This is a genomic window from Modestobacter caceresii (assembly GCF_000761485.1).
Taxonomy (GTDB): domain Bacteria; phylum Actinomycetota; class Actinomycetes; order Mycobacteriales; family Geodermatophilaceae; genus Modestobacter; species Modestobacter caceresii.
This window is the reverse complement of the sequence record NZ_JPMX01000075.1, coordinates 77900-102739: the sequence shown is the minus strand read 5'-3', so window position 1 is coordinate 102739 and position 24840 is coordinate 77900. Positions and strand designations below refer to the sequence as shown.

The window sequence follows — 24840 nt, the reverse complement described above, 5'->3', positions numbered from 1 at the left end:
CCCGGGACACCGCTGCGGGGCGTCAGGGGGTGAGCACGAGCCGCCCTGCGACGTCCCCCTTGCGCAGCCGGTCCAGCGCCTCGTTCACCTGGGTCAGCGGCAGCGTGCCCGCCACCGGCGGCGCCAGCTGCCCGGCCGCGGCCAGCGCCACCGCCTGCTCCAGCTCGGCCAGCGTGTTGCCCACGCTGGCGATGACCCGCTGCTCGGCGACCACCATCCCCAGCGGGCTCACCGTCAGTGCGTCGGCGCTGTACCCGACCAGCACCAGCCGCCCGCGGCGACCGAGCACCGCCGTCGCCAGCTCCAGGGTCGCCGTCACCCCGGCGAGCTCCACGACGACGTCGGCGCCCTGCCCGCCGGACAGCCGGGCCACGGTGTCGGCGAGTTCGGCGGGGGAGACCGCGGCCACCGCTCCGGCGGACCGGGCAGCCGACCTACGGGCGTCGTCCCGGCTGACGGCCACGACCACGCCGCCGCGTCGTCGGGCCTCCTGCACCGCGGCCAGCCCGACCCCGCCCGCGCCGAGCACGACGACCACGTCACCGGGCTCGACCGCGGCCTCGGTGAGCGCGTGCACCGCGGTCGTGCCCGCGCAGCACAGCGGTGCGGCAGCCTCGAACGGCAGCTCGTCGGGCAGCCGGACCAGGCAGTGCGCCGGCACCACCAGCTGCTCGGCGAAGGCGCCGTCCGCGGCGAAGGCCAGCACCCCGCGCGGGGTGAGGCACAGGTTCTGCCGACCGCGCAGGCACCAGCGGCAGCTGCCGCAGAAGAGGTAGTAGTAGACGGCGACCCGGTCGCCCTCGGCCCAGCCGGTGACGGCCGACCCGACCGCGTCGACCGTGCCCGCGGCCTCGTGGCCCAGCGTCATCGGCGTCCGGGACGGCGCGTACAGGCCGTCGGTGAAGTGCAGTTCGGTGCCGCAGACCCCGGCCGCGCGCACCCGCACCCGCACCTCGTCGGGGGCGGGTTCGGGCACCGGGACGTCGTCCAGGGCCAGGGGTCGGTCAGGTGCGTGGAAACGGGCTGCGAGCATCGAGCAGCTCCCTCCGCCGGCATGAACCGGATCAGGTGTGGACGGTCGGCGGTGGTCGTCCGCCTTCTCAGCCCGCGCCCGGGCTCCCGTGTGCGCCGCTGAAGCTACCGCAGCGGGCGGACCGGCTCGACGCGGCGCAGGAACGACCGGATCGCCAGGTGGTGCGAGAGCTGCTCGCGGTGCGCCTCGCACGCCGTCCAGGTCTTCTCCCGGTCGGGGGTGTGCACCTTCGGGTTGTTCCACACCAGGACGACGGTCGCCGGCTCCCGGCAGCCCTTCGCCGAACAGATCACGCCGACGTCCCCGGCCGGCCCTGCGTCCTCGGTCATGGGCCGAGTCTGAGCCGGTGCACACGGAACCGTCAGCAGCGGGTGCGAGGGTCGGTCCGGCCGCACTCCCTGACCCCGGGTGCGGCCGCCAGCCCCCGCGGCCGGAAAGGAGGTCGCGGTGGGTGAACCAGGCCCGGGGGGCGGGTAGGGCGAGGTGCATGACCGACACCAAGCCCCTTGCCCTCGTCACCGGCGCCTCCAGCGGGATCGGGTACGAGCTCGCCAAGCAGTTCGCCCAGCACGGCTTCGACCTGGTGATCGACGCCGAGGACCCGACGATCGACACGGCGGCCGCGAAGCTGCGCGCCGAGGGCGCCGAGGTGACCGCCGTACAGGCCGACCTGCGCACCCCCGACGGGATCGAACAGCTGTGGACCCGGGTGCAGGGCCTCGGCCGCCCGCTGGACGCCGCCGCGCTCAACGCCGGCGTCGGCCGTGGCGGTGCCTTCGTCGACACCGACTGGGCCGACGACCTGGAGGTCATGCAGCTCAACGTGGTCTCCACCGCCGCGCTGCTGAAGCTGGTCCTCGTGCAGATGACCGGTCGCAACGCGGGCCGGGTGCTGGTGACCTCCTCGATCGCGGCGACCATGCCCGGCGCGTACCAGCCGGTCTACAACGCCTCGAAGTCCTTCGTCCAGTCGCTGACCGAGGCCGTGCAGCAGGAGCTCAAGGACTCCGCCGTCACGATCACCGCGCTGATGCCCGGCCCCACGGACACCGAGTTCTTCTCCCGGGCCGACCTGGAGGACACCGCCATCGGCCAGGGCCCCAAGGACGACCCGGCGGCGGTCGCCGCGCAGGGCTTCGAGGCGCTGATGGCCGGGGAGGAGAAGGTGCTCGCCGCCTCGCTGAGGACCAAGGTGCAGGGCGCGGCCAACAAGGTGCTCCCCGACTCGCTCAAGAGCTCCGCGCACGAGGCGATGGCGAAGCCGCGCGACTGACCCGCTCCGACGACGCCCCTCTCGATCCGCGGGCAGGGGCGTCGTCGGCGTCCCGGGCGACGCCGACTTCCGGTGAGTGGTCGGCTCCGCTGCACCGAGCCGGGGCAGAGCTGGCAGAGTCGGGGCATGGACGACGTCGTCATCTGTTCCCCGGTCCGCACTCCCGTCGGTCGCTTCGGCGGGGTCTTCGCCGGTCTGTCCGCCAACGAGCTCGCCGCTACCGCGCTGCGGGGCCTGGTGGAGCGGACCGGGCTGGGGGAGGGCGAGGTCGACGACGTCATCCTCGGCAACTGCAGCCCCAGCGGTGAGAACCCGGCGATCGGCCGGATCGCCGCCCTGGACGCCGGCCTGGGCGTACAGGTGCCCGGCCTGCAGATCGACCGGCGCTGCGGATCCGGCCTGCAGGCCGTCATCTACGCCGCGATGCAGGTGGCGGCCGGCGCCGGCAAGGTCGTCGTCGCCGGTGGGGTGGAGTCGATGAGCAACGTCGAGCACTACGCACTGGGGCTGCGCAGCGGGGCCAAGGGCGACGGCGTCATGCTGCACGACCGGCTGGCGCGGGCCCGGGAGACCGCCGGTGGCCTCCACCACCCCGTGCCCGGCGGCATGCTGGAGACCGCGGAGAACGTCCGTCGTGAGTACTCGGTCGACCGACTGGAGCAGGACGCCTGGGCGTTGCGCTCCCAGCAGGCCGCCGGCGCGGCCATCCGCGAGGGCCGGTTCGCCGACGAGATCATCGGCGTCGAGGTGCCCGGGACCCGCAAGACGCCGGCGCGCACGGTCACCGAGGACGAGCACCCCCGCCCGGACACGACGATGGAGGACCTGGCCGGCCTGCGCCCGGTCATGGGCCGGGTCGACCCGGAGGCGACGGTGACGGCCGGCAACGCCTCCGGCCAGAACGACGGCGCCGCCGTCTGCGTGGTGACCACCCGCGCCGAGGCCGACCGCCGTGGCTGGCAGCCCTTCGTGCGGCTGACCGGCTGGGCCGTGGCGGGCGTGCCGCCGGAGACCATGGGCATCGGCCCGGTCCCGGCGACGGCCAAGGTGCTGGAGCAGACCGGGCTGACCCTGGCCGACATGGACCTCATCGAGCTCAACGAGGCGTTCGCCAGCCAGGTGCTGGCCTGCCTGGGGGAGTGGGGCCTGGGCGCGGACGACCGCGACCGGGTCAACGTCAACGGGTCCGGCATCTCCCTGGGGCACCCGGTGGGGGCGACCGGCGCCCGGATCCTGGCCACGCTCGCCCACGAGATGCGCCGCCGCGAGGCCCGCTACGGCCTGGAGACGATGTGCATCGGCGGTGGGCAGGGGCTCGCCGCGGTGTTCGAGCGGGTCGTCTGACCCCGTCGGCAGGTATCGATCGGGCAACGAGGGAGACGACCGGTTAGTTAGGTAAGGCTGCCCTCAGGTAGAACAACACCATGTTCCTCTCCCGGTCGCTCGCGCGACGCACGTTCACCAGCTCCGTGGCCCTCCCCGTCCTCGCGGTCGCCGTCCTGGCCGGCTGCTCGTCGAAGTCCGACGAGCAGCCGGCCGAGGCCGCCGCCGGCTCGGCAGCCGAGGCCGCCTTCCCGGTCACCATCGAGCACGCCTACGGGACGACGACGATCCCGGAGGAGCCCGAGCGGGTGGTCTCCCTCGGCTACACCGAGCAGGACGCGATCCTCGCCTTCGGTGTCGTCCCGGTGGCCGTCCGCTACGCATTCGGCCCCGAGGACGACGTCTTCTTCCCCTGGGCCGACGAGGCGGCCGGCGACGCCGACCCGGAGATCCTGCCGCGGGCGGAGGTCGACCCGGAGCAGATCGCGGCGCTCGACCCGGACCTGATCATGGCGGTCACCGCCGGTCTGACGGAGGACGAGTACGAGACGCTCAGCGCGATCGCGCCGACGGTCGTGCAGCCCGAGGAGCACATCGCCTTCGGCACCCCCTGGCAGGAGCAGACCCGGATCACCGGCGAGGCGCTCGGTCAGCCCGACCGCGCGGAGGAGCTGATCGCCGACGTCGAGGAGCAGATCGCGGCGGCGCGGGCGGAGCACCCGGAGCTGGAGGGGAAGACGGTGACCCTCTCCGGCCCGGCGTACGGCGGGGAGTACCCCTTCCACACGTCCGACGACACCCGCACCCGGTTCTTCCTGGACCTGGGCATGGTCGTCGACCCGGCCCTGGACGCCGCGGCGCAGAGCGACTTCTACGGGACGGTCAGCCGCGAGGAGGCCCGGATGCTGGACGCCGACGTGCTGGTCTTCCAGTCCGGTTCCGAGGCCGAGCGGGCGGGGATCGAAGGGGACCCGGTGCTGTCCGGGCTCCCCACCGTGACCGAGGGCCGGTCGATCTTCATCGAGGGCGAGGACTACGCGGCGCTGCAGTTCGCCAGCGCCCTGAGCCTGCCCTACCTGCTGGACGGCTTCGCGCCGGAGCTGTCCGAGGTGGCCGGCTGAGCTGAGTGCGCCCCGGGGCCGCCGTGGACACCTCCGCGGCGGCCCGGCGGCCGCGCAGGTGGTGGCGCGGTCGACCCGCGCTCGACGAGCGCCGGGGTCACCAGCTCGGTGCGGCGCGACGGGAGGTCCTGCGCGCCGGACGTCAGCTGACGGAGCAGCAGGTCGGCCGCGCCCACGGCGAGCAGGGCGGCGCAGTTGTCGACGGTGGTGACCGGCGGCGACCACCACTGGTAGAACGGCTCGTCCTCCGTGCAGATCACCGACAGCTGGTCGGGCACCCGCAGCTCGCTGTCGCCGATCACCGGCAGTGCCCCGAACGACGCCTCGTGGTTGGTCACCAGCAGGGCCGTCGGTGGCTCGGACAGGCCGAGCAGCTCGGCGGCGGCCCACCGGCCGAAGTCGGGTGTGAAGGGCCCCCGGCACACCAGCTCCTCCAGGACCGGGACGCCGGCCGCCGCCATCGCGGCCTGGAAGCCGGCGTCGTGCAGTCGGCCGGAGGTCACCGACGGTGGGCCCTCGATCGCGGCGATCCGGGTGTGCCCCAGCTGGAGCAGGTGCTCGGCGGCCAGTCGGGCTGCGGTCTCGTAGGCGGACATCACCGACGGGGCCAGGGAGCCGGGCACCTCGCGGTTCATCGTCACGACCGCGTGGTCCGCCTGGACCAGGGCGTTGACCAGGTCGGTGTTCGCACCGGAGCCGGCGATCACCACGCCGTCGAAGTGGTGCTGGCGGACTGTCTGCAGGAACGAGGCCTCGCGCGCCGGGTCGCCCCCGGTGGTGCAGACCAGCAGCTGGTACTCGTGTTCAGCGGCCCAGCCCTGCAGGGTCTCCGCGATCGTGTGGGACGTCGCCGAGCGCAGGCTGTTGACGACCAGGCCGATCAGCCCGGTACGCCGGGTGCGCAGTGCGCTGGCCGTGCGGTTGGGCTCGTACTGCAGGGCCGCGGCGGCCGCCTCCACCCGGGCGCGGGTGCTGGGCAGCACCGCCGGGTGTCCGGACAGGGCGCGGCTCGCGGTACTGGTGCTGACCCCCGCGGCTGCGGCCACGGAGCTCAACGTCGTAGGCACAGCGCGCTTTCTACCGAAGTGGAGAAAGGGGGAAACCGCTGCCCCGTGGGCAGACGGCGGGTGTAGGTGTGCTGTCCGGGCAGGGCACATCCGTCGATGTGTCTTTCGATGTACAGGGCGATGTGTCCCTGGCTGTTGCCCCTGTCCGGCCCTGGTCGGCGCACGCCAGGATGTCGGCACCGGCGGCAGTGCCGCAGCAGGAACACCGCGCGGCTCGCCGCCGGGCCGCCCGGTTGCTCACCCGGCCTGCGGGCTGTGTGATGGGCATCACGTCCAGTACGCCCGGATGGACCATCGCGTGACCGCCAGCGTGTCGAGACGAGGAACCCTCGTGTGCCAGCTCCGCACCACCCCAGCACGGTCAGTCCACCTCAGCCCGAGGAGTGCGACGTGAGCGGCCCCGCGCGCTCGTCCGGGCAGGGCATCGCGCGATCCGTACCGGTGGCCGCGTCGACCACCGGCGGCGATCCCGATGCCGAGCCGGAGCGGATCGCCGAGTCGGCCACCGGGCTGGACATGATCTTGACCGACGCTGCGCTCGGGCCGCTGCGCCGGTTGGTGCCGCCGGTCAGCAGCAGCCTCCGCTTCACCGCGGCGCTGGCGCGCCGTCCGCGCACCGTGCTCGGCCACACCGGCCGGCTCGTCGGCGAGTGGGGTCGCATCGGGCTCGGCCGTTCCGAGGTGGCGCCGAACGCCAAGGACAAGCGTTACGCCGATCCGGCCTGGTCGGGCAACCCGGTGTTGAAGCGGGCCATGCAGGCACACCTGGCGACGGCGCAGACGGCGACCCGACTGGTCGACGACGCAGCCCTGCCCTATGCCCACGACGAGCGGATCCGGTTCTCCGTGACCAACATCGTCGAGGCCCTGGCACCCAGCAACAACCCGGCGCTGAACCCCTCGGCGTGGAAGACGGCGATCGACACGGGCGGGCGCAGTGCGGTGTCCGGCACCAGGCGGCTGGTCCGTGACCTGTCCTCGGCACCCCGGGTGCCCTCGATGGTCGAGCCGGACGCCTTCGAGGTGGGCAAGGACCTGGCGCGCACCCCCGGCGTCGTCGTGCTGCGGACGCCGGTCTTCGAGCTGATCCAGTACCAGCCCACCACGCCGACGGTGCACGCCGTCCCGCTGGTGATGGTGCCGCCGACGATCAACAAGTTCTACATCGCCGACCTGGCCGAGGGTCGCAGCATCGCCGAGCACATGGTCGCCGACGGGCAGCAGGTCTTCATGATGTCCTGGCGGAACCCCGACGCGCGGCACGCCGACTGGGGCCTGGACACCTACGGGCAGGCGGTGCTCGACGCGATGGCCGCGGCGGAGCGGATCACCGGCGAGCGGCAGACCAACCTGATGTCCTTCTGCTCCGGCGGGATGATCACCGCGATGGTGCTCGGGCACCTCGCCGCGATCGGCGAGCAGGAGCGGGTCGCCTCCGTGTGCTTCGCCGTGACCGTGCTCGACCAGGCCCGCGGCGGGACGGTGGGGGCGTTCCTGGACGAGAAGTCCGCCCAGTCGGCCATCCGGGCGTCGGCGAAGAAGGGGTACCTGGACGGCGCGACGCTGGCGGAGGTGTTCGCCTGGCTGCGGCCCAACGACCTGATCTGGAACTACTGGGTCAACAACTACCTGCAGGGCAAGCCCCCGCCGGCGTTCGACATCTTGTACTGGAATTCCGACACCACCCGGATGGCCGCGGCACTGCACCGGGGCTTCATGGACATGGCCGTGCACAACTCCCTGACCAAGCCGGGTGCCGCCACCATGCTCGGGTCGCCAGTGGACCTGTCCGCGGTCACGGTCGACGCCTACGTGGTCGCCGGGATCGCCGACCACATCTGCCCGTGGCAGTCCTGTTACGCGACCACCCAGCTGCTCGGTGGGGACACCCGGTTCGTGTTGTCCACCAGCGGGCACATCGCCTCGCTGGTGAACCCGCCGAGCAACCCGAAGTCGACCTGGCGGACGGGCGCGCCCAACGTCCCGGACGCCGACGAGTGGCTCGCCGCCGCACACACCGAGAAGGGGTCGTGGTGGACCGACTACGCCCGGTGGGTGGGTGAGCGGGCCGGCGACGGGGTCGACGCGCCGGCGGAGCTCGGCGGTGGCCAGCCCGCCCTGGGCGCGGCTCCTGGCACGTACGTGTTCGACAAATGAGCGTCGGGAGGGGCACCCGCCGGGACGGCGACCCCCCGCTGCGGACGGTCACCGTCGGGGGCCGGACGCTGCGCGTCTCGGTCCACCCCGGCGACGGCACGCTGCCGCCGTTGCTGTTGCTCAACGGCATCGGCGCGAGCCTGGAGGTGTTGCAGCCCTTCGTCGATGCGCTCGATCCCCGGCGTGAGGTGATCCGGTTCGACGTCCCGGGTGTGGGCGGGTCCCCGAGGCCGGTCATGCCCTACACGATGGTCACGTTCGCGCCGGTCGTCGCGGGGCTGCTCAGCAAGCTGGGCCACCGGGAGGCCGTCGACGTCCTCGGCTTCTCCTGGGGCGGCGGTCTGGCACAGCAGTTCGCCGTGCAGCACCGGCGGCGGTGTCGGCGGCTGGTGCTGGCCGCGACCGGGACGGGGTCGCTCATGGTGCCGGCGCACCCGCGGGTGCTGTCCAAGATGCTCACCCCACGGCGGCACCGCGACCCCGATTACGCCCGGACGATCGCAGGGGAGATCTACGGCGGCACGATGCGCCAGCACCCCGAGCGCGCGGCGGAGGTGCTGCACGCCGAGTCGCGGCTGGGCCCGCAGCGCGGCTACTACTACCAGCTGGCGGCCGGCGCCGGCTGGTCGAGCCTTCCGCTGCTCCGCATGATCAAGCAGCCCACCCTGGTGATCGCCGGCGACGACGACCCGATCATCCCCGCGGTGAACCCTCGCGTGATGGCCCGGCTGATCCCTGACTCGGAGCTGCACCTCTACCGCGGCGGTCACCTCGCCCTGGTCACCGAGGCGCCGGAGCTGGCGCCGGTGGTGGAACGCTTCCTCAGCTGACCGGAGCTGTCCGACGGGAGCGGTCGGCGCCTCCGCCGACGTGTCGTACCCCCGCCGTACGGTCGCTGCAGCTCCTCCACCAGGGGGAGGGGACGGGGGCAACGGTGTACGAGTCCGACGGCGCGCTGGTGGTCAGTGCCAGTGACCTGACCGGCTTCATCGAGTGCGAGCACCTCACTCGGCTCTCCCTCGAGGTCGCCCGCGGCTCCCGCAGCCGCCCGCCGGCGGTCGATCCGATGACCGAGCTGGTCGCCGCCCACGGCATGGCGCACGAGGAGCGGCACGTGCAGCGGCTGGGCGACCGGGGCCTGTCCGTCGTGGAGGTCACCGGTCCGTCGGGCAAGGACGCCGCCGGGCTGCGTCGCGCTCAGGACGAGACGCTCGCCGCGATGCGCGCCGGCGCGGACGTCGTCTACCAGGCCACCTTCTTCGACGGCACCTGGCGCGGGCACGCCGACTTCCTGCTCAAGCGCACCGATCGGGTCAGCGACCTGGGGGCCTGGGCCTACGACGTCGCCGACACCAAGCTGGCCCGCCGGATCAAGGTCCCGGCCCTGCTGCAGATGGCGCTGTACGGCGACCTCCTGGCCGGGCTGCAGGGCGTGCCGCCCGAGCTGCTCACCGTGGTCACCGGCGACCAGCAGGAACTGGTCTTCCGGTACTCCGACGCGGAGGCGTACACCAGGGCCGCCCGCACCCGGTTCCTCTCCGGGCTCGCCGACGGGGAGCTGGCGCCGCCGTACCCGAACGCGCACTGCGGCGTCTGCCCCTGGCGGGACACCTGCACGGCGCGCTGGCGCGAGGAGGACTCGCTGTCCCTCGTGGCCTTCATGCGCCGCGACCACGCGACCGCGCTGGTCGAGGCCGGTGTCCCGACCGTCACCGCGCTGGCCACCCGCGCCCCCGACGAGTTGCCCGACGCCATCGGCCGCAGCTCGCGGGAGCGGCTCACCCAGCAGGCCCGGCTGCAGGTGGCCGAGCGCGAGTCCGGGCTGCCGAGCTACGAGTTCCTGCCGCGCGAGCCGGGGCGGGGCTTCGAGCTGCTGCCGCCGCCGAGCGCCGGCGACCTGTTCTTCGACATCGAGGGCGACCCCTTCGCCGGCGATGCCGGGCTGGAGTACCTGTGGGGCGTCCTGGACACCGCCGGGGAGTTCACCGCCTTCTGGGGCTGCGACCCGGCCGCTGACGACCAGTCCGCTGCCGAGCGGCTCGCGTTCGAGGCGCTGGTCGACCACCTGACCGCGGCCCACGCCGCCGACCCGGCGATGCACGTCTTCCACTACGCGCCCTACGAGCCGACCCGGCTCAAGACGCTGTCGGCCCGGCTGCAGACGCGGGAGGTCGAGGTCGACCGGCTGCTGCGGGGCGACGTCCTCGTCGACCTCTACGCCGTGGTGCGCCAGGGACTGCGGCTGAGCAAGGAGTCGTACTCGATCAAGCAGGTGGAGGACTACTACCGCGGGCACACCCGCGCGCACGGCGCGGACGTGTCGGACGCCGGGGAGAGCATCGTCGCCTTCGAGCGCTGGCTCGCCACCCGCGACCAGGCGCTGCTCGACCAGATCGAGGCCTACAACCGCGACGACTGCGTCTCCACCCGGGAGCTGCGCGACTGGCTGGAGGCCCGGCGCACCGAGCTGCTCGCCTCGGGCGCGCGGCTGGGCCGGCCGGAGGACGGCGACCCGGACGGCTCTGCCGAGAACGCCGCGGCGCAGGAGCTGCGCGAGGAGCTGGAGCTCCGGCTGACCGCCGGGCTGCCCGACACCGACCGGACCCCGGAGCAGGAGGCCACCTGGCTGCTGGCCCAGCAGCTGGGGTGGCACGCCCGGGAGGCCCGATCGGCCTGGTGGGAGTACTTCCGGCTGCGCGACCTGGCGGCCGACGACCTGGAGCGGGAGACCCCGGCGCTGGGCCCGCTGGAGGCGCCCGAGCTGGTCGGTGCGGCCCAGCGGTCGCAGCACTGGCGCTACCGCTTTCCGCCGCAGGAGACCAAGGTGTCGGCCGGCAACCGGTACGAGCACCTGTTGCCCGACGCGGACGGGAAGCGGCTCACCAGCTCGGTCGTCGACATCGACCCGACCGCCGGCTGGGTGGTGCTGGCGCGCGGCGCCGCCGCCACGCTCGAGCACCCGACCGGGCTGCTGCCCACCTCGCCACCGAGCGACAAGCTGTTCCGGGCCGCGCTCACCGACCTCGGTGAGCAGGTCGCGGTCAGCGGCATCGACGCCCCGGGCCCTGCGCGGTCGGCCCGCGACCTGTTGCTGCGCCGACCGCCGCGGCTGCTCGCCGAGGCGCCGCAGCGCGAGCCGGGGGAGGAGTCGGCGGCCGCGGTGCGCCGGCTGGCCGGGCTGCTCGACGGCGGGGTGCTCGCGGTCCAGGGCCCGCCGGGAGCCGGCAAGACGTACACCGGGGCCCGCGCGGTCATCGACCTGGTCCGCGCCGGCAAGCGGGTGGGGGTGACCGCCTCCAGCCACAAGGTGATCGGCAACCTGCTCGACGCGGTGATGGCGGCCGCCCGCGAGGCCGGGGTGCCGGTCCGGGCGCTGCAGAAGGCCGACGAGCTGCAGCGGTGCGGCGACGCCGACGTCCAGTGCGTCGGCTCCAACGGGCAGGTCGTCGACGCACTCGACGGCGGCGACGTCGACCTGGTGGCCGGCACCTCGTGGCTGTTCGCCCGGCCGGAGCTGGCCGGTCGGCTGGACGTGCTGGTGGTCGACGAAGCCGGGCAGCTGTCCCTGGCCAACACCCTGGCGGTGAGCAGGGCCGCGGCCAGCCTGGTGCTGCTCGGCGACCCCCAGCAGCTCCGCCAGCCGGGTCGGGGGATCCACCCCGACGGCGCGGACGTCTCCGCACTGCAGCACGTGCTGGGCGAGGAGGAGGTGCTGCCCGCCGACCGGGGGGTGTTCCTGGACCGCAGCTGGCGGATGGCGCCTGCGCTGTGCCGGGTGGTCTCCGGGCTGTCCTACGGCGGGGAACTGCAGCCCGCGCCGGTCACGGCCGGCAACGAGCTCGACGCCCCGGCCCGGTGGGCGGCGCCGGCCGGGATCGGCTGGGTGCCGGTGGTGCACGAGGGCAACGGCTCCGCCTCGCCGGAGGAGGCGGCCGTCGTCGCCGAGCTCGTCGCCGGGCTGATCGGCCGGAGCTGGCGGACCGGCGGGGTCGAGCGGGTGATGGGGCCGGCCGACGTCCTGGTCGTCACCCCGTACAACGCGCAGGTCAACCAGGTGCGCAGCGCGCTCGCCGCAGTCGGGCTGGGTGGGGTGGAGGTCGGCACGGTGGACAAGTTCCAGGGCCGGGAGGCGGCGGTGGCGGTCTTCTCCCTGGCCGCCTCCAGCGGTGCCCACGTGCCCCGGCGGCTGGACTTCCTGCTCGACCGGCACCGGCTGAACGTCGCGCTGTCCCGGGCGAAGACCGTCGCCTACCTCGTGGGCAGCCCGGCGCTGCTCACCTCGCCGGTGCAGACCCCGGAGCAGCTGCGGCTGGTCAACGGCCTGTGCCGCCTGGTGGAGATCGCCACCGCGGCGGCCCGGCCCGCGCCGCCGGCCCCGGCCGTCGCCCAGGTGTGAGGACGGCGGCGGTCGACCTCCGGCGCGCCCCGGAGCCCCCGTCGGCTCCGGTGCGAGCGAGGTTCCACCGGCAGGGGAGGCGGGACACCGCGCCGGAGCTCGCCGTCCGCCGGCGGCTGCACGCCCGCGGGGTCCGCTACCCGGTCGACGTCCGGCCCTGTGCCGCGACCCGGGCCCGTGGCGACCTGGTGTGGAAGGGCCGTCGCCTCGTCGTCTTCATCGATGGCTGTTTCTGGCATGCCTGCCCGACCTGCGGCCACTGGCCGACGACGAACGCCGAGTGGTGGGACGCAAAGCTGACCGCCAACGTCGCCCGCGACCGGCGCACCGACGCGGTGCTGACCGAGCTGGGTTGGCGGGTGCTGCGCTTCTGGGAGCACGAAGACCCCGAGGTGGTCACGGACGCCATCTGTGCCGCGCTGGGGCGCGAGCCGGGCGCTCGGTGAGTCGCCGCGCGCAGTTCTTCTCGCTTCGGGCGTTCCCTCGATGCCCTGGTTAGGCTAGCCTCACCATCGTCCGGTTGCGCACGAGCCGGTCACGACGAGCGCGGGAGCAGCGATGACCACGGCGGTGACCGGACGTGCCGGAACGGCGGTTCTCGAGAACCTCACCGAGCCGCAACCGGCGGTCCCGCAGCCGGTCGCCGCACCGAGCTACCGCTTCTTCAGCGCCACCGTGGGGCGCGTCCAGCGGTTGAGCCCCACCTTCCTGCGGCTCACCCTCCGCGGCCCGGAGCTCACCGGCTTCGGCGCGGCCGGCGACGACCAGCGGATCAAGCTGGTGCTCTCCCGGGACGGCGCCCCGGTCACCGACCTGCTCACCGACGGCCCGACCTGGTACCAGGACTACTGCGCGCTCCCGGACGAGCGCCGCCCGTACCTGCGCACCTACACCGTGCGCGCCGCCCGCCCGGAGCTCGGCGAGCTGGACGTCGACGTCGTGCTGCACGGGGTCGAAGAGGGCCACTCCGGCCCGGCCGCCAGCTGGGCCGCCGCCGCCGTACCGGGCGACCCGATCGTCGTGCTGGGCCCCGACCGGCCCCGCCCCGGCCGGGCCGGGTCCGGCCGGCCCTGGGGGGTCGAGTGGGCCCCACCGGCCGACGGCCCCCTGTTCCTCGCCGGGGACGAGACCGCCGTCCCGGCGATCAGCGCGATCGTGGAGGCGCTGCCCGCCGGCCGGCGCGCCATCGCCGTGCTCGAGGTCCCCGAGGCCCGCGACGTGCTGTCGCTCGCCGTGCCGCCGGGGGTGGAGGTCCGCTGGCTCGTCCGCGGGGGTCGCGCGCCCGGCGAGGCGCTCGGCACGGCGGTGCACGCCGCTCTCTGCGAGCTCGGCGTTGCCGCCCGCACCGCTGGCCAGGAGCTCGAGGACGTCGACCTGGCGGGCGGCGTCCTCTGGGAGGTGCCCGACGAGGGCGGCGCCGACGGCTGTTACGCCTGGCTGGCCGGGGAGGCGGGCATGGTCAAGAAGCTCCGCCGCCGCCTGGTCCGCGACCTCGGTGTGCCGCGCACCTCGGTGGCCTTCATGGGCTACTGGCGGCTGGGCGCAGCCGAGGGCGGCTGACCCTCGCTACGGTCGGACCCGTGCTCCGCCTCCTGCTCCTGCTGCTCCTCGTCTGGGTCGCCGTGACCGTGGTCGGCGTCATCGTCGAGGGCCTGTTCTGGCTCGCCATCGTCGGCCTGCTCTTCTTCGTCGCCACCGCAGTGCTCGGCGCGTCCCGACGACGATGACGACCCTGCTGGTCGACGTCGCCAACACCGTGGGCGCCCGGCCCGACGGCTGGTGGCGCGACCGGGCCGGCGCCACCGCCCGGCTGCTGGAGCAGCTCGCCGCGCTGCCCGGCCGGGAGCTGGCCGGGCCCGACGGCGAGCCGGTACCGGTGACCGCACTGGTCGCGGTGGTCGAGGGACAGGCCCGGGACGTCGCGGCCCCGGCCGGCCTACGGGTGGTCCGGGCGGCCGGCAGCGGCGACGACGCGCTGGCCGCGACCGCCGCCGACCTCGCCGACGGCGACGACGACCTGCTGGTGGTCACCGCCGACCGCGGGCTGCGCGACCGGCTCCCCGCCGTCGCCCGGATCGCCGGGCCCGGCTGGCTGCTGGCCGCGGCCGACCGAGCGGCCGACCCGGCCGAGGGCTGAGCCACCCGCACGGCGGAGGCGGGTCCCCCGAGCGGGGGAGCCGGTGGTCGAGCGCGCTCACGACGCTGGACGGCGACCCCGGGACCCACCCGGGCCGCTGATCCGGAGGTCCACCGTGACCCTCGACCGTGCACCCGCCGCCCCAGCCCATGCTATCGGCCACAGCACGCCCACCGTCCGCCGGCTGCTGGCCGCCGGCGTCGGCGTCGGCGTCGGGTGGAGCGTGCTGCACGCACTGCTGGCCCTGCGCTGGCTGCTGGACCCGGGCAGCTGGCCCGGGCTGGACGCCGACGAGCGGTACGGCGTGCTCTCCCTGCTCGATCGCACGTCCACGGCGTGGACCCTGCTGGCGCTCTCCGGCGCCGGCCTGCTCCTCGCCCTGCTGACCCGCCGGCGGGGCGGGTCGTCCCTGCTGGTGGCCGCCATGGCGGTGCAGGCTGCGGTCCTCGGCGTGCTCGCCGCTGACCTCGGCTCGCTGGTGCTGCTGGGCTATCTGGCCGCGATCGTCGGCCCGGCCACCTTCCTGGTGGTCTTCACCGTCGGGGCGGCGCGGGACCGGTGCACCCGGCCGTGGCTGATCGGGGTGGCTGCGGTGGTCGCCGCCGGGATGGCCGCCGGGCTGCTGCGGCCGGGCACGGTGACCGACCTCGCCGGCGAGCTGGGCTCCGGTTTCGCCGAGCACGCGATGCCGCACCTGCACCTGGCGCTGCTGCTGGCCGGCGCCACGATCTGGGGCACCACCGCCATGCTGCTGCGACGGTCGGCGACCGGCCGGTGCGCGGTCTGCGGGCGCCCCGGTGCCGCGTGGACCGGACCCGAGGCGGCCCGGCGCTGGGGGACCGTGGCCACCTGGATCGCCGTGGCCGGTCCGCTGCCGTACGCCCTGCTGCGGATGACCTGGCTGACCCCGTGGCCGGTCGGCATGCCCACGGATGGGGTGCTGGAGCCGCAGATGCGGTTGTTCGGGCTGGGCCTCGGCTTCGCCGCGCTCGGCGGAGCGGTGCTCACGCTGGGGCTCATCCGGCCGTGGGGTGAGGTCTGGCCGGGGTGGGTGCCCGGGCTGCACGGCCGGCCGGTGCCGGTGCGGGTCCCCGTGCTGGCCGGCGGACTGGTCGCCGTGGCCCTGCTGGCAGCCAGCCCGGCGTTCCTGGCGATGGCGGTGGAGCGGCTGCTGGCCGGCGACCTGGGCGACGCCGCTCTCGTCCTGGTCTTCCCGACGCTCCCCTGGGGACTGGCGCTGGCCGCGGCGGTGACCGGCTACGCGTTCCGGCGCCGGGGCACGTGCGCCACCTGCGGGCAGGGCGAGCCGGCGCTGTCGGTGCGCGACTGACCGGGGGCCCCGATGCCCGCGCCGATCGGGTGGCGCGGGCGTCGTCCGGGTCTTGTCCGGCTGGAGAGGATGGCCTCGTGGCTCGACAGGTGGCTCGAGAGGTGGCTCGGCGGACGGCGGCCCCGGCGGTGCGCCGCTCGCTGCACCGCTGGCTCTACCTGCTGCTGGGCGGGGCCATCGGGGTGGCGGTCGGGATCGTGCTGGCCTGGCCGGTGCAGGTGATCGCCACGTCCGGCCTGCCGCCGGTGCTGATCGGGGTGCTCGTGGTGCTGCTGGTGGCCGCCCCGGTCGTGGCGGTCGGCGCGCTCGCCGAGGTCCGGCCGGTGGAGGCGGTCGCGGTCGGTGGGCTGCTGGCCCGTGGGTTCACCGACCGCCCCGGGCCGTCGACCACCGCGCCGCAGCGGGCCCGCACCGCGCTGCTGCTGGCCCTGCACGTGCTGGCCGGCACGGTCGTCGGTGCCCTGCTGGTCATCGGTGTGCCGTCCGCGGTGGTGCTGGTGGCCGTGCCGGGCGGCGCGGGGGCGGAGGACCTGCTGGGGATGGCCGTGCCCGCTGGATGGCCGGTCCGGGTCGGGCTGGCCGCCGGCCTGCTGCTGCTCGTCGTGGCCGGCGGGGAGTTCCTCGGCCGGGGCCTGGCCGCGGTCGCCCCCCGGCTGCTGGCCGGCTCCACGGCCGAGCGGCTGGCTGCGGCCGAGGCCTCGGTGTCGGTGCTGACCGGCCGGGACCGGCTGGCCCGCGAGCTGCACGACAGCGTCGGGCACGCGCTGAGCCTGGCCAGCGTGCAGGCCGGCGCCGCCCGCCGGTTGCTCACCCGTGACCCGGTGGCCGCAGAGGAGGCCATCCGGGCGACGGAGGACGCCACGCGGCGGGCACTGGTCGACCTGGACCACGTGCTCGGCCTGCTGCGCGCGGAGGAACAGGCCGCCGCCGACGTCGCCCCGGCCCCGGACCTGCGCGACCTGGCCAAGCTGGTCGGCACCGCCCGGGCGGCCGGTGCAGTGGTCTCGGTGGAGGTCCGTGGCGCGGTCGAGAGCCTGCCGGCGCTGGTCTCCCGGGAGGCCTACCGGATCGTGCAGGAAGGGCTCACCAACGTGCTGCGGTACGCCCCGGGCACCGCCTGCCGGCTGGTGGTCGACGCCGCCGCCGATGACCTCGAGCTGGTGCTGGCCAACACCGGGCCGGGCGCCGCGGCCGCCGGCGCCGGCGGTGGGCGCGGGCTGCGCGGCGTGCGGGAACGGGTGCGCGACCTCCGGGGCGAGGTGCGGGCCGGCGTCGCCGAGGACGGCCGGTGGCAGCTCGCCGTCCGGCTGCCGGTGCACGCCCGGAGCGCGGTCCGGTGACCGTCCGGGTGGCGCTGGTCGACGACGAGCCGATGATCCGTCGCGGCCTGGCCGCCGTGATCGGTGCTGAGCCGGACCTGTCGGTGGTCGGGGAGGCCGGGGACGGCGCCGACGTGCTGGACCTCGTCGGCCGCACCTCGCCGGACGTCGTCCTGATGGACGTGCGGATGCCCCGGCTGGACGGGATCGCCGCCACCCGGGCACTGGTGCGGGCCGGCTCGCCCGCCCGGGTGCTCGTGCTCACGACCTTCTCCAACGACGACCACGTCTTCGACGCACTGGCCGCCGGCGCCGACGGGTTCCTGCTCAAGCGGTCGACGCCGGAGGAGCTGCTGCACGGCATCCGGACGGTGGCCCGCGGGGAGTCCTTGCTGTTCCCCGACGCCGTCCGGGAACTGGCCCGCCGGCACGTGCGCGCCGCCGACCCGGTCGCTGCGCCGGGGCTGGCGCGGCTGACGGAGCGGGAACGCCAGGTGCTCGGGCTGATGGCCCAGGGGCTGAGCAACGCCGAGATCGCCGGAGAGCTGTTCCTCGGCGTGGAGACGGTGCGCACCCACGTCGCCGCGGTGCTCGCCAAGACCGGGGCCCGGGACCGGACGCAGGCCGTGGTGCTGGCCTACCGCTCGGGCTTCGTCCCCGGCTGAGCCACCGGGCGGGCAGGGTGCAGGCTGCCTCCATGACCTCGCCCCTCAGCCCGCCCGCCGCGGTGCGCGCCGCCTCGGACCTGGCCGCCACCGCGCTGGCCGCCGTCCGCCCCGAGCAGCTCACCGCGCCCACGCCGTGCGGCGACTACGACGTCCGCGCGCTGGTCGACCACCTGGCCTGGGCCGCCCTGCTGTCCCAGCGGTCGGCGACCGGCATGCCGCTGGAGCAGGACGGGAGCAGCCTGCGGCCGGCGCCGTTCCTGGACGGCGTGCCGGTGGAGCAGTGGGCCGCTGCCGTCCCCGTCGAGCTGGACACCGCGGCCGACGCCTGGGCCGACCGCGCCGCCTGGGAGGGCGAGACGCTGCTCGGCACCACGCCGATGCCCGCCGGGGTCGTCGGCCCGCTCATGCTCGCCGAGTTCGCCGTGCACGGCTGGGACCTGGCCCGGGCGATCGGCGCCGGCTACGACGTCCCGGCCGGGCTGGGGGAGGCGGTGCTGGCGGCGGTCGAGCCGTTGGCGCCGATGGGCCGGGACGGCGGCTGGTACGGGGCCGCGGTGCCCGTGCCGGCCGACGCCCCCGCCTTCGACCGGGCGCTCGGACTCGCCGGCCGGGACCCCGGCTGGCGGGCCTGACCGGTCAGTCGAGCATCGTGACCACGCGCAGCCGGGTCGAGCGCCGGCGGCCGGGCAGGCAGGCGGACAGCGCCAGGACGACGGCCACGCCGTCCTCGATCAGCGCGGCCTGCCAGTCCGGCATCAGGTCCGCTGCCCAGCGCCGCCAGGCCAGGCCGCCGAAGGAGCCGGCCGCGGCACCGGCGGCGCCGGCCAGCACCGGCAGCGCGGCGTTCTGCCCCTGGCGTCGGGCGAGGAGCCCGGCGCCGCCGGCCCCGCTGGCCAGGCGCGCGGGGAGGACGGCGGGGCTGGTGCGTGCCGGGATGCCCGGCTGCTTGTCGGCGTAGACCTCGCCGCCCACGGAGAGCAGGGAGCCCAGCTTCTTGACGACGCCGGTGTCGGCGGCGGTGAGCGTCGGCGCGGCGAGCCCGAGGGAGCTGCGGCACCCGGCCGCCGTGCCGAGCAGCAGCGAGCGGGCGACCAGCCCGGCCGAGGCGCGCTGCTTGACCAGGACCCGCTCCTCCCGCGTCGGCAGCGCGGAGACGACCGCCTGCACGGCCGCACCGTAGGCCAGGTGGGGCACCGCGTCGGCCGCCCAGTCCGATGACGTCCAGGTGCGCGGATCGGTCACGCCCAGCGCCGCCGTCGGCCCGTCGGTGGCCGCCATCGACGCGGCACCGACGACGACCGCACCGACCGGCCCGGGCATCCGCACCCCGCCGGCGCGGGCGAGGCTGGCCAGCAGGCCGACGCCCAGGCCGTTGCCGATCCCCAGGAGCGCACCGAGCCCGGTGGTCCGGGCCTGCCGCTCCGCACCCCTGCCCGGCACCTCCACGCCGGCGGCGTCGGCGAGCGCGGCGGCGGTCCGGTCCGGCACGGTGCTGGCCGGACGGCCGCGGCGCAGCATGTCGGCATAGGTGAGGGCGTTGAGGGCGGTGGTGCCGGCGGCGCCGGCGAGCAGCCCACGAGCGAAGGTCCCGGTCATGCCCTGACCCTCGTTCTCCCGCGCTGCTCCGGCAACCGCAGAGGCGGCCGGGACGTGGGGTGCGACACCGTGGGCGCTCTCACGCCGCGTGGACCCCGGATGGACACGCATTGCACACGTCCGAGTGGCACCGTGGGAGACAGCGCCCGAGGTCGTGTGCTCCCCGACCCCCGCCAGCCGTTCCGCGGTGCTGCGCGTCCACTCCCTGAAGGTCTCCCATGGTCATCTCTGTGCCCTCCCGTGCCCCGGGGCTGCTCCGTTCGGTGCTCGCCCGGGCCGTCCCCTCGTCCACCCCACCCTCGCTGCGCCGGCTGCGGGTGGCCGTCGCCGTCCTCTTCGGTCTCGACGGCTTCGTCTTCGGCAGCTGGGCCGCCCGGGTTCCCGACGTCAGCGCCGCCACGGGCGCCGGCCACACCGCCCTGGGCGTCGCGCTGCTGTGCCTGTCGCTCGGCGCGCTCGCCTGCATGCAGGCCACCGGTGCACTGTGCACCCGGTTCGGCACCGGGCGGGTGGCGGCGCTGGCCGGCGTCGCCGCCAGCCTCAGCGCCGTCCTGCCCGGGCTGGCCGGCACCCTCCCGGCGCTGTGCGCCGGGCTGTTCCTGTTCGGCGCCGTCACCGGTGCGGTGAACGTCGCCGCCAACAGCGTCGGGGTGCAGGTCGAGGCGCGCGCCGGGCGGCCGTTGCTGTCCGGGCTGCACGCCGCGTTCAGCGGTGGCGGTCTGGTCGGTGCCCTCGTCGGCGGACTGGCCTCGTCCGTGATGGGGGTCGCCCCGCACCTGGCCGGCGTGGCGATCGTCGGGCTGGTCGCGATGGCCTGGGCCGGGCCGGTGCTCGTCCGCGGCGACCGCCCGGAACCGGCGGCCGACCTGCGGGCGCCGGCCGCCGAGGGCACGCGCAGCGCCCGTCCCACCGGCGTCCTGGTGCTGCTCGGTGCGGTGGCCGGGGCGACCGCCTACGGCGAGGGCGCGCTCAGCGACTGGGGTGCGCTCCACCTGCGCGAGCAGCTGGCCGCCGCTCCCGCCCTGGCAGCCGCCGGGTACGCCGGCTTCTCCTCGGCGATGGCCGCCGGTCGGCTGGCCGGTGGTCGGCTGGTGCTCGCCCTGGGCGAGCGGCGGCTGCTCGTCGGCGGCTCGTTGCTGGCCGCGGCCGGCGCGCTGGCCGCGGTGACGACGACGTCGCTGCCGGTCGCCCTGGCCGGTTTCGTGCTCGTCGGGCTCGGGCTGGCCAACGTCTTCCCGCTGGCGATCGCCCGGGCCGGTGCACTCGGCGGGCCCTCGGGCGTCGCGCTGTCCACCACGGTCGGGTACACCGGCCTGCTCGGTGGCCCGCCGGTGATCGGCTTCCTCGCCGAGCACGCCGGGCTGCCCGCCGCGCTGGGCACGGTGGCCCTGATGGCGGTGCTGGCCGCGGTGCTGGTGCTCGGCATCGAGGGCGAGCAGGTGCGGCGCCCACCGCTGCCCCGGCGCGGCTGGACGCAGCCGGTGCTCTTCGGTCGGCGCCCGGTGGCGGTCGTGCTGCGCCCGGTCGGGGTGGTGCTGCGCCCCGCCGCCGCCCGCGCGCACGTCGGCGCCTGCAGCTACGTGCGCGACCTGCAGCTGCTCGAGCTCGGCTGACCGGCGTCTTGTGAACAACGTGTTCCGGGACGTCGCACCCCGTTGACCGGCGGGTGCGAGGGGAACACGCTGGCCCCCGCCTGATCCCAGGGGCCACGAGTCGGAGGACCGCAGATGACCGTCGAACCCGCACCCGCCCGAGCAGCACACGGACCGGGGCGGGGGGTCGAGGCGGAGACGGTCGACTCCGGCTACCTGGAGAAGCGGCAGCTCCGCGGGGGGACCGCCGGCTGGGTGCTGCTCGCCGGGCTCGGCGTCGCCGCGGTCATCTCCGGGGACTACGCCGGCTGGAACTTCGGGCTGGAGCAGGGCGGGTTCGGCGGGCTGCTGATCGCCGTCGTCCTGATGGCGGTCATGTACTCGGCGATGGTCTTCGGCCTGGCCGAGCTGGGCTCGGCGCTGCCGACCGCCGGCGGCGGCTACACCTTCGCCCGCCGGGCGCTGGGGCCCTGGGGTGGTTACGCGACCGGCGTCGCGGTGCTGATCGAGTACGCGATCGCCCCGGCGGCGATCGCCACCTTCATCGGTGCCTACGTCGAGTCGCTCGGGCTGTTCGGCATCACCGACGGCTGGTGGGTGTACCTCGTTGCCTACGGTCTGTTCATCGGCATCCACCTGCTGGGCGTCGGTGAGGCGCTGAAGGTGATGCTGGTGATCGCCGCGGTCGCCGTGGCCGGGCTGGTGCTCTACCTGGTCGGGGCGGTCCCGGCCTTCGACGCGGCCAACCTGACCGACATCGCGCCCACCGACGCCGCCAGCGCCTCGGAGTTCCTGCCGTTCGGGCTGATGGGCATCTGGGCGGCCTTCCCCTTCGCCATCTGGTTCTTCCTGGCCGTGGAGTGCGTGCCGCTGGCCTCGGAGGAGGCCCGCGACCCGGCCCGCTCCCTGCCCCGCGGCATCGTCGCCGCGATGGGCCTGCTGCTGGTGCTGGCGGTGCTGATGCTGGTGTTCACCGCCGGTGCCGGGGGCGCGGAGGCGATGTCGACGAGTGGCAACCCCCCGGTGGAGGCGCTCGAGGTCGCCGGGGCCGCCAGCGGGCTCACCACGGTGATCAACTACGCCGGGCTGGTCGGCCTGGTCGCCAGCTTCTTCTCGATCATCTACGCCTACTCCCGGCAGACCTTCGCGCTCTCCCGCGCCGGCTACCTGCCCCGGGCCCTGTCGGTGACCAACTCCCGCAAGGCGCCGGTGCTGGCCCTGCTGGTCCCCGGTGCCATCGGCTTCGCGCTCTCGCTGACCGGGCAGGGCGCGATGCTGCTCAACATGGCCGTCTTCGGGGCGACGGTCTCCTACGTGCTGATGATGGTCAGCCACATCGTGCTGCGCCGGCGGGAGCCGGACCTGCCCCGGCCCTACCGGACACCCGGCGGGACGGTCACCACCGGCGTGGCCCTGGTGCTCGCGGCGGCCGCCGTGCTCGCGACCTTCCTGGTCGACCCCGTCGCCGCGGCCTGGACGCTGGTCGCCTACGCCGTCTTCATCGGCTACTTCGCCCTCTACAGCCGCCACCACCTGGTCGCCTCCGCGCCGGAGGAGGAGTTCGCGCTGCTGGCCGCCGCCGAGGAGGACGTGCGATGACGGTCCGCCGGACGACGCTGGGCGGGCACACCCACGAGTTCCGCTCGCTGACCGACGTGCTGGCGAAGGCGACGCCGGCCCGCTCCGGCGACGTGCTCGCCGGGGTCGCCGCGGAGTCGCAGGCCCAGCGGGTCGCCGCGCAGCACGTGCTCGCCGACGTCCCGCTGGCCACCTTCCTCACCGAACCGGTGGTCGGCTACGACGAGGACGACGTCACCCGGCTGATCCTGGACACCCACGACCCGGCTGCCTTCGCCCCGGTCTCCGCACTGACGGTGGGGGAGTTCCGCGACTGGCTGCTGGCCCGCGCCGCCGAGCGGGACGAGGCGGCGATCTCCGGCCTGGCCCGCGGGCTCACCCCGGAGATGGCCGCCGCCGTCTCCAAGGTGATGCGCAACGCCGACCTGGTCGCGGTCGCCCGCCGGACCCGGGTGGTCACCGGCCTGCGCAGCACGCTCGGGCTGCCCGGCCGGCTGGCGTCCCGGCTGCAGCCCAACCACCCCACCGACGACGCCGTCGGGGTGACCGCGGCAATCCTGGACGGGCTGCTGCACGGCAGCGGCGACGCCGTCATCGGGATCAACCCGGCCACCGACTCCCCGGCGCAGACGATCGCGCTGCTGGAGCTGGTCGACGCGGTGATCAGCCGGTACGAGATCCCCACCCAGTCCTGCGTGCTGGCGCACGTGACCACGACGCTGCGGGCGCTGGAGGCAGGTGCGCCGGTCGACCTGGTCTTCCAGTCCGTCGCCGGCACCCAGGCCGGCAACCGCGGCTTCGGCGTCACCCTCGACCTGCTCGCCGAGGCGCGCGCCGGTGCGCTGGAGCTGGGCCGCGGGACGGTGGGGGCCAACGTCACCTACTTCGAGACCGGGCAGGGTTCGGCGCTGTCGGCCGACGCGCACCACGGCGTCGACGGCCCGGTCGACCAGCAGACGCTGGAGTGCCGCGCCTACGCCGTCGCCCGGCACTTCGACCCGCTGCTGGTGAACACGGTCGTCGGGTTCATCGGGCCGGAGTACCTCTACGACGGCAAGCAGGTGATCCGGGCCGGGCTGGAGGACCACTTCTGCGGCAAGCTGCTGGGCCTGCCGATGGGCGTGGACGTCTGCTACACGAACCACACCGACGTCGACGGCGACGACACCGACACCCTGACGCTGCTGCTCGGCGCGGCGGGCTGCTCGTTCGTCATCGCCGTCCCCGGCTCGGACGACGTGATGCTGCACTACCAGTCGCTGTCGTTCACCGACGTCCTCACCGCCCGCTCGGTGCTGGACCTGCGGCCGGCGCCGGAGTTCGAGGCATGGCTGGCGATGATGGACCTGCTCGACGACGCCGGCCACGTGCGCGAGCTGACCCCCGAGGCGCCCGCGGCCCGCGCCCTGCTCGCCGCCGCCCGCTCATGACCACCCCCGACCACCAAAATGGCCATTGTGGTGGGGAGCCGGACCCGTGGGCGGTGTTGCGGGACGCCACCCGGGCGCGGGTCGCGCTGGGCCGGGCCGGTGACGGGCTGCCGACGTCCCGGGAGCTGGAGTTCCGCGCCGCGCACGCGGCCGCCCGCGACGCGGTGCACACCGCCCTGGACGCCGACCGGGTGCGGACGGCGCTGACCGAGGCCGGGGTCGGGCTGGACGTGCTGGAGGTGCACAGCCAGGCACCGGACCGGACCACCTACCTGCAGCGTCCGGACCTGGGCCGGCGGCTCGCCCCGGACACCGAGCTGCCCGGCGGTACGTACGACCTGGCGCTGGTGCTCGCCGACGGGCTGTCCCCGCGGGCCGTGCACGAACACGCGGCCGGCACCGTGGCCGCCCTGCTGGCCCGGCTGCCCGGCTGGTCGGTCGCCCCGCTGGTCCTCGCCCACCAGGCACGGGTGGCCCTCGGCGACCCGGTGGGCGAGGCGCTGGGCGCGGGGATCGTCGTGGTCCTGGTGGGGGAGCGGCCGGGGCTGAGCTCAGCCGACAGCCTCGGCCTGTACCTGACCCACGGCCCGCGACCGGGCCGGGCGGACTCCGAACGGAACTGCATCTCCAACGTGCGGCCACCGCACGGCCTCGGCTACGCCCAGGCCGCCGACACCCTCGCCGGGCTGCTCCAGGCGTCCCGCCAGCTGGGGGCCTCCGGGGTCGTGCTCAAGGACGAGGGGACGACGCTCCCGCCGGGCGCGGGCTGAAGGACCCTCTCTCCCCCCACCCCTCGCAAGCTGGGGGCGGGGGGAGAGAG

At 75.2% G+C, this 24840-nt stretch carries 22 protein-coding genes and 1 riboswitch; of the genes, 18 read left to right on the top strand and 4 right to left on the bottom strand.

Annotated features, from left to right (window positions below):
• Window positions 1-22 precede the first annotated feature (22 nt).
• Together IN07_RS15545 and IN07_RS15540 are read right to left on the bottom strand one after the other, a co-directional pair.
• The gene (locus tag IN07_RS15545) at window positions 23-1033 is read right to left on the bottom strand and encodes an alcohol dehydrogenase catalytic domain-containing protein (protein WP_036337069.1); all 1011 of its coding nucleotides are present in this window, start codon (window positions 1031-1033) and stop codon (window positions 23-25) included.
• Window positions 1024-1133, bottom strand: a riboswitch (TPP riboswitch). It overlaps the preceding gene by 10 nt.
• Window positions 1134-1137: 4 nt before the next feature.
• Window positions 1138-1362 carry a hypothetical protein gene (locus tag IN07_RS15540; RefSeq protein ID WP_036337068.1) on the bottom strand — a complete coding sequence of 75 codons (225 nt, stop codon included), beginning with the start codon at window positions 1360-1362 and terminating at the stop codon, window positions 1138-1140.
• Window positions 1363-1520: 158 nt separating this feature from the next.
• On the opposite strand from IN07_RS15540, the gene IN07_RS15535 reads away from it, so the two are divergent.
• The 3 genes from IN07_RS15535 (at window position 1521) to IN07_RS15525 (ending at window position 4750) form a co-directional block, all read left to right on the top strand.
• Complete coding sequence (locus IN07_RS15535) at window positions 1521-2306, top strand: SDR family NAD(P)-dependent oxidoreductase (RefSeq protein ID WP_036337067.1); 786 nt, start codon at window positions 1521-1523, stop codon at window positions 2304-2306.
• Window positions 2307-2432: 126 nt separating this feature from the next.
• A complete protein-coding gene (locus IN07_RS15530; protein WP_036337066.1) occupies window positions 2433-3650 on the top strand; it encodes an acetyl-CoA C-acetyltransferase in 1218 nt (405 codons plus the stop codon).
• Window positions 3651-3730: 80 nt separating this feature from the next.
• On the top strand, window positions 3731-4750 hold the full coding sequence (locus tag IN07_RS15525) for an iron-siderophore ABC transporter substrate-binding protein (RefSeq protein WP_036337065.1): 1020 nt from the start codon (window positions 3731-3733) through the stop codon (window positions 4748-4750).
• Here the strand turns inward: IN07_RS15525 and IN07_RS15520 are convergent.
• The gene (locus IN07_RS15520) at window positions 4702-5796 is read right to left on the bottom strand and encodes a LacI family DNA-binding transcriptional regulator (RefSeq protein ID WP_052091326.1); all 1095 of its coding nucleotides are present in this window, start codon (window positions 5794-5796) and stop codon (window positions 4702-4704) included. The two genes, IN07_RS15525 and IN07_RS15520, sit on opposite strands and share 49 nt — an antisense overlap.
• Before the next feature lie 411 nt (window positions 5797-6207).
• Between IN07_RS15520 and IN07_RS15515 the strand changes: the two genes are divergently transcribed.
• From IN07_RS15515 to IN07_RS15465, 11 genes are all read left to right on the top strand, one after another.
• Complete coding sequence (locus tag IN07_RS15515) at window positions 6208-7974, top strand: PHA/PHB synthase family protein (protein WP_231558408.1); 1767 nt, start codon at window positions 6208-6210, stop codon at window positions 7972-7974.
• Window positions 7971-8804: a poly(3-hydroxyalkanoate) depolymerase gene (gene phaZ / locus IN07_RS15510; protein WP_036337064.1), complete on the top strand. Its 834-nt coding sequence runs from the start codon at window positions 7971-7973 to the stop codon at window positions 8802-8804. The genes IN07_RS15515 and phaZ overlap by 4 nt, the downstream gene beginning before the upstream one ends.
• Before the next feature lie 104 nt (window positions 8805-8908).
• On the top strand, window positions 8909-12370 hold the full coding sequence (locus IN07_RS15505) for a TM0106 family RecB-like putative nuclease (protein WP_052091325.1): 3462 nt from the start codon (window positions 8909-8911) through the stop codon (window positions 12368-12370).
• A gap of 50 nt (window positions 12371-12420) precedes the next feature.
• On the top strand, window positions 12421-12816 hold the full coding sequence (locus IN07_RS15500; RefSeq protein WP_036337063.1) for a very short patch repair endonuclease: 396 nt from the start codon (window positions 12421-12423) through the stop codon (window positions 12814-12816).
• A gap of 112 nt (window positions 12817-12928) precedes the next feature.
• Complete coding sequence (locus tag IN07_RS15495) at window positions 12929-13930, top strand: siderophore-interacting protein (protein WP_036337062.1); 1002 nt, start codon at window positions 12929-12931, stop codon at window positions 13928-13930.
• Between the two features lie 20 nt (window positions 13931-13950).
• The gene (locus IN07_RS25340; RefSeq protein ID WP_036337061.1) at window positions 13951-14097 is read left to right on the top strand and encodes a hypothetical protein; all 147 of its coding nucleotides are present in this window, start codon (window positions 13951-13953) and stop codon (window positions 14095-14097) included.
• The gene (locus IN07_RS15485) at window positions 14094-14507 is read left to right on the top strand and encodes a hypothetical protein (protein ID WP_036337059.1); all 414 of its coding nucleotides are present in this window, start codon (window positions 14094-14096) and stop codon (window positions 14505-14507) included. The genes IN07_RS25340 and IN07_RS15485 overlap by 4 nt, the downstream gene beginning before the upstream one ends.
• 115 nt (window positions 14508-14622) lie before the next feature.
• On the top strand, window positions 14623-15837 hold the full coding sequence (locus tag IN07_RS15480) for a hypothetical protein (protein ID WP_052091324.1): 1215 nt from the start codon (window positions 14623-14625) through the stop codon (window positions 15835-15837).
• A gap of 101 nt (window positions 15838-15938) precedes the next feature.
• Complete coding sequence (locus IN07_RS15475) at window positions 15939-17177, top strand: sensor histidine kinase (RefSeq protein ID WP_036337058.1); 1239 nt, start codon at window positions 15939-15941, stop codon at window positions 17175-17177.
• Window positions 17174-17821 (top strand): response regulator, encoded by a 648-nt coding sequence (locus tag IN07_RS15470; RefSeq protein ID WP_036337263.1) that lies wholly within the window; start codon window positions 17174-17176, stop codon window positions 17819-17821. The genes IN07_RS15475 and IN07_RS15470 overlap by 4 nt, the downstream gene beginning before the upstream one ends.
• Before the next feature lie 32 nt (window positions 17822-17853).
• The gene (locus IN07_RS15465; RefSeq protein ID WP_052091322.1) at window positions 17854-18456 is read left to right on the top strand and encodes a TIGR03086 family metal-binding protein; all 603 of its coding nucleotides are present in this window, start codon (window positions 17854-17856) and stop codon (window positions 18454-18456) included.
• 4 nt (window positions 18457-18460) lie between these two features.
• Here the strand turns inward: IN07_RS15465 and IN07_RS15460 are convergent, their stop codons facing one another.
• Window positions 18461-19420 (bottom strand): hypothetical protein, encoded by a 960-nt coding sequence (locus tag IN07_RS15460; RefSeq protein ID WP_036337057.1) that lies wholly within the window; start codon window positions 19418-19420, stop codon window positions 18461-18463.
• 218 nt (window positions 19421-19638) lie between these two features.
• Between IN07_RS15460 and IN07_RS15455 the strand changes: the two genes are divergently transcribed.
• The 4 genes from IN07_RS15455 (at window position 19639) to eutC (ending at window position 24790) form a co-directional block, all read left to right on the top strand.
• Window positions 19639-21033 carry an MFS transporter gene (locus IN07_RS15455; RefSeq protein WP_231558407.1) on the top strand — a complete coding sequence of 465 codons (1395 nt, stop codon included), beginning with the start codon at window positions 19639-19641 and terminating at the stop codon, window positions 21031-21033.
• Between the two features lie 114 nt (window positions 21034-21147).
• On the top strand, window positions 21148-22611 hold the full coding sequence (gene eat, locus IN07_RS15450; protein WP_052091321.1) for an ethanolamine permease: 1464 nt from the start codon (window positions 21148-21150) through the stop codon (window positions 22609-22611).
• Window positions 22608-24020: an ethanolamine ammonia-lyase subunit EutB gene (locus IN07_RS15445; protein WP_036337056.1), complete on the top strand. Its 1413-nt coding sequence runs from the start codon at window positions 22608-22610 to the stop codon at window positions 24018-24020. Before eat ends, IN07_RS15445 begins: the two co-directional genes overlap by 4 nt.
• Complete coding sequence (gene eutC, locus IN07_RS15440) at window positions 24017-24790, top strand: ethanolamine ammonia-lyase subunit EutC (protein WP_052091320.1); 774 nt, start codon at window positions 24017-24019, stop codon at window positions 24788-24790. The genes IN07_RS15445 and eutC overlap by 4 nt, the downstream gene beginning before the upstream one ends.
• Window positions 24791-24840: the final 50 nt, after the last annotated feature.

Excerpts from the sequence above, each read along its gene's own strand:
- IN07_RS15545 (WP_036337069.1), bottom strand. The coding sequence starts at position 1,033 with ATGCTCGCAGCCCGTTTCCACGCACCTGACCGACCCCTGGCCCTGGAC.
- IN07_RS15540 (WP_036337068.1), bottom strand. The coding sequence starts at position 1,362 with ATGACCGAGGACGCAGGGCCGGCCGGGGACGTCGGCGTGATCTGTTCG.
- IN07_RS15535 (WP_036337067.1), top strand. The coding sequence starts at position 1,521 with ATGACCGACACCAAGCCCCTTGCCCTCGTCACCGGCGCCTCCAGCGGG.
- IN07_RS15530 (WP_036337066.1), top strand. The coding sequence starts at position 2,433 with ATGGACGACGTCGTCATCTGTTCCCCGGTCCGCACTCCCGTCGGTCGC.
- IN07_RS15525 (WP_036337065.1), top strand. The coding sequence starts at position 3,731 with ATGTTCCTCTCCCGGTCGCTCGCGCGACGCACGTTCACCAGCTCCGTG.
- phaZ (WP_036337064.1), top strand. The coding sequence starts at position 7,971 with ATGAGCGTCGGGAGGGGCACCCGCCGGGACGGCGACCCCCCGCTGCGG.
- IN07_RS15495 (WP_036337062.1), top strand. The coding sequence starts at position 12,929 with ATGACCACGGCGGTGACCGGACGTGCCGGAACGGCGGTTCTCGAGAAC.
- IN07_RS15485 (WP_036337059.1), top strand. The coding sequence starts at position 14,094 with ATGACGACCCTGCTGGTCGACGTCGCCAACACCGTGGGCGCCCGGCCC.
- IN07_RS15465 (WP_052091322.1), top strand. The coding sequence starts at position 17,854 with ATGACCTCGCCCCTCAGCCCGCCCGCCGCGGTGCGCGCCGCCTCGGAC.
- IN07_RS15460 (WP_036337057.1), bottom strand. The coding sequence starts at position 19,420 with ATGACCGGGACCTTCGCTCGTGGGCTGCTCGCCGGCGCCGCCGGCACC.
- IN07_RS15455 (WP_231558407.1), top strand. The coding sequence starts at position 19,639 with ATGGTCATCTCTGTGCCCTCCCGTGCCCCGGGGCTGCTCCGTTCGGTG.
- eat (WP_052091321.1), top strand. The coding sequence starts at position 21,148 with ATGACCGTCGAACCCGCACCCGCCCGAGCAGCACACGGACCGGGGCGG.
- IN07_RS15445 (WP_036337056.1), top strand. The coding sequence starts at position 22,608 with ATGACGGTCCGCCGGACGACGCTGGGCGGGCACACCCACGAGTTCCGC.
- eutC (WP_052091320.1), top strand. The coding sequence starts at position 24,017 with ATGACCACCCCCGACCACCAAAATGGCCATTGTGGTGGGGAGCCGGAC.